This window comes from Streptomyces chiangmaiensis (assembly GCF_036281785.1).
Taxonomy (GTDB): domain Bacteria; phylum Actinomycetota; class Actinomycetes; order Streptomycetales; family Streptomycetaceae; genus Streptomyces; species Streptomyces chiangmaiensis.
In genome coordinates this window covers 1-3,125 of record NZ_JAYWVC010000440.1, presented here as the reverse complement: position 1 = coordinate 3,125, position 3,125 = coordinate 1, and the positions used below count along the sequence as shown (strand labels likewise).

The following is a 3,125-nucleotide window of genomic DNA, read 5'->3' as shown; positions in this document are numbered from 1 at the left end:
TGTGCTCGTGTCCACCGGGGCGCAACCCCAACATGGCCTGGCGCCGTTCCGATCCCCTTCGTCCCGCCGGTGACGCTGGTCATGTTCCAGCTCCACCATCCGGGCACGTGCAGCGGCACGCTGCGTGAGGAGTCCCGAGGCCAGGGTGCCGACGACACCCAATGCAGCGATGACCAACACGCCGCTATCGAGCCGCCCACGCATCCTCCTTGGCGCTAGCCGACGTTCAAGCCCGAGCAGGCTAGCGTGCTGGCCTGGGGAAGGGTTGGGCCAACCATGGGCAACTGCTTACGGGACAGCCCTTAGGCTGCGCTGTGACAGCTGTGCCCAGGCTAGGGCAGGCATAACAAGGGGATGAGCGTCGCTCCGCGTGGAGCACGTCACCAAACCCCAGGTTTCGAACATGTGGCCTGTGATGCCACGTTCCTTCAGGGTGGGGCATGAGAACTCAACACAAGGTTGGGCACGTGCGTCGAGCCGCGTTCCAAAAAACGCGCACGTGGATGGCGCTGGGGGCGTTCGTCGCAGGAGGTGGCGTGGCCGTGGCGGCCGTCGCGATGGCTGGGTCGGGCGGCGGTGCCGGAGCGTCGGCGGCGCCGGGACCGATCAAGACGCATGTGCACTCGCTGCCTTTGACCGGGGCCAGCGCGTCACTCAAGGCACTGGGGGCCAGGTCCACGGCTCCTTTCAGCATGGTGGGCGTCACCTGGAACGGTGCACGCACAAAGCTGCGCGGCGCGGTGGAGGTACGGACCCGTTCCGCCAACAGCGGCCACTGGACGCAGTGGCTGAAGATGCAGCAGCCCGACGACATCCCCGACCCCGCCGAGCTGAACCGTCCTGGTGTGCGCGGCGGGATGTCGCCGATGTGGTCGGGGCCGTCGAACGGCATCCAGGTCCGCGCGGCCGGCGCGCACAACGCGACCGCGCTGCCCGCCGGGCTGCGGGTGGACCTGATCGATCCGGGCAAGGCCACCACCGGCACTAGCGGGCAAACGGGCTCCGGCATGGGCCTGGCGGGCTACGCCATGGACGCGACGGCCACCGACACCGCCACGCCGACAGACAGCGCCACTGCGACCGACACTGCGACGGCCTCCGGAAGCGCTGGCGCTCCGGATACCCCGACCGCGACGGACTCCGCCTCACCCACGGCCACCACGACGGCCACGGCCTCGGCCTCTGCCTCGCCGTCCACTGCGGCCTCTGCCTCCGCCTCGCCGAGCGCGTCCGCGAGTTCCTGGCCCAGCCAGCTCCCGACGCTGGCCCAGGCGTACCCGTCCTGCCCGACCTCATCGGCCAGCCCCTCCGCGTCGGCGTCGCAGACCCCGCCGGACCCGATGCCGGCCACCACCACCTCGACGGTGGCACCGCCGCCGATGGTCACCAGGGCCGGATGGGGCGCGGACGAGTGCGCCCGGGAATCCGGCTACCCGTTGTACGGATCGTCGGTGAAGGTGATGTACGTCCACCACACGGACACCACGAACAACTACTCCTGCTCGGACTCACCGGCGATCGTGCGGGGCATCTACGCGGAGCACCTCAACCAGGGCTGGCGCGACCTCGGCTACAACTTCCTGGTCGACAAGTGCGGCACCATCTTTGAGGGCCGCTTCGGCGGGATGGCGCTGCCGATCGTCGGCGCCCAGACGTACGGGTTCAACACCAACAGCATGGGAGTGGCCGCTATCGGCACCTACACCGATTTCAGCGGCGGCGACTCCACGGCCAGCACCTTCCCCGGAGCCAAGCCGAGCACGGCGATGCTGGGCTCGATCGCCCGGATCGCGGCCTGGAAGTTCGGCATGACCGGCGTGAACCCTGGCACCGGTACCGCGTATCTGACCGAGGGGGCCTCTGACAGTTACGGCTTCACCGCGGGCACGAGCTACAAGTTCAACGTGATCTCTGGGCACCGCAACGGCTTCGCCACCGACTGCCCCGGCAACCAGCTCTACAACGCCCTGGGCATGGTCCGCTCCTACGCGGCCGGCCCGGTCAGCGGTGTCGCCGTCACCGGGATGTCCGGCGGGGCGGCCAAGTCCGGGACGAGCTACTACACCAAGGGCTCGGCCACGGTGAGCTGGACGACGTCCACGCCGTCGCAGGTGATCTCCGGATTCGACGTCCTGGTCGACGGAAGGGCCGTGGCACACACCTCCGGCTCCAGCCGCTCCGCCTCGATCTCGGTCGCTGCCGGCAGCCACACCGTCCAGGTACGCGCCACCCACGTTCGCGGGTCAACCACACTGTCCAGCGGAGTCACCCTCGTCGGCGACACCACCGCGCCCACCTTCCCGACCGCTCCCGGCGTGAAGGTGCGCACCGGCACGGTCAACTCCACGGCGGTCCCCGTCACGGTGACCTGGAAGGCCGCAGACAACGCGGCGCTGGCCAAGGTCGTGGCGACTTCTCCGTCCTCGGCCACCTTCGGCCCGACCGTGACCTCCTGGAACACCACCGCCAAGCCTGGCACCTCGGACCTGTTCGCCCTGAAGGCGTATGACGTGGCCGGCAACACCGCCGGCGCCTCCGTCTACCGCACGCCGTCGATCATCCAGGAGGCCTCCACCACCCGGACCGGTAGCTGGACCCGCAAGAGCAGCACCAGCTACCTGGGCGGCTACTCCTACAGCTCCTCGTCGGCCGGGGCCTCGATCAGCTGGACCTTCACCGGACGCTCGGTGGCCTGGATCGTCTCTCGGGCCTCCACTTCCGGCCAGGCGTACATCTACGTTGACGGCACCAAGGTCACCACGGTGGACCTGAAGTCCTCCACCACCCTGTACCGGCAGGCGATCTGGACCAAGACCTGGTCCAGCTCTGCTAAACACACCCTGAAGATCGTCGTGGTCGGCACCTCGGGCCGCCCCACCATCACCACCGACGGCATCGCAACCATCGGCTGACCAGCCACGACGCCGGTCCGGGCCGCGGCACCTCCGCGCGGGCCGGACCGGCGGGCGAGTCCTCCTGGTGGCCCTGAAGGTGCGCCCGAAGGTGGCACAGCCCCCGAAACGTCAAGGGCCGCGGATCTCTCCGGGGCAAAGAGGGTCGGGCAGCCTGACGAAGGGCCCCGCTGACGATCAGCGGGGCCCTTCGTTTTGCCCGTTCAGGCGGCT

General features: G+C 69.2%; 1 protein-coding gene. It reads left to right on the top strand.

From position 1 onward, the window contains the following. Positions 1 to 536 precede the first annotated feature (536 nt). A complete protein-coding gene (locus VXC91_RS44035) occupies positions 537 to 2,912 on the top strand; it encodes an N-acetylmuramoyl-L-alanine amidase (RefSeq protein WP_329512957.1) in 2,376 nt (791 codons plus the stop codon). Positions 2,913 to 3,125 lie beyond the last annotated feature (213 nt).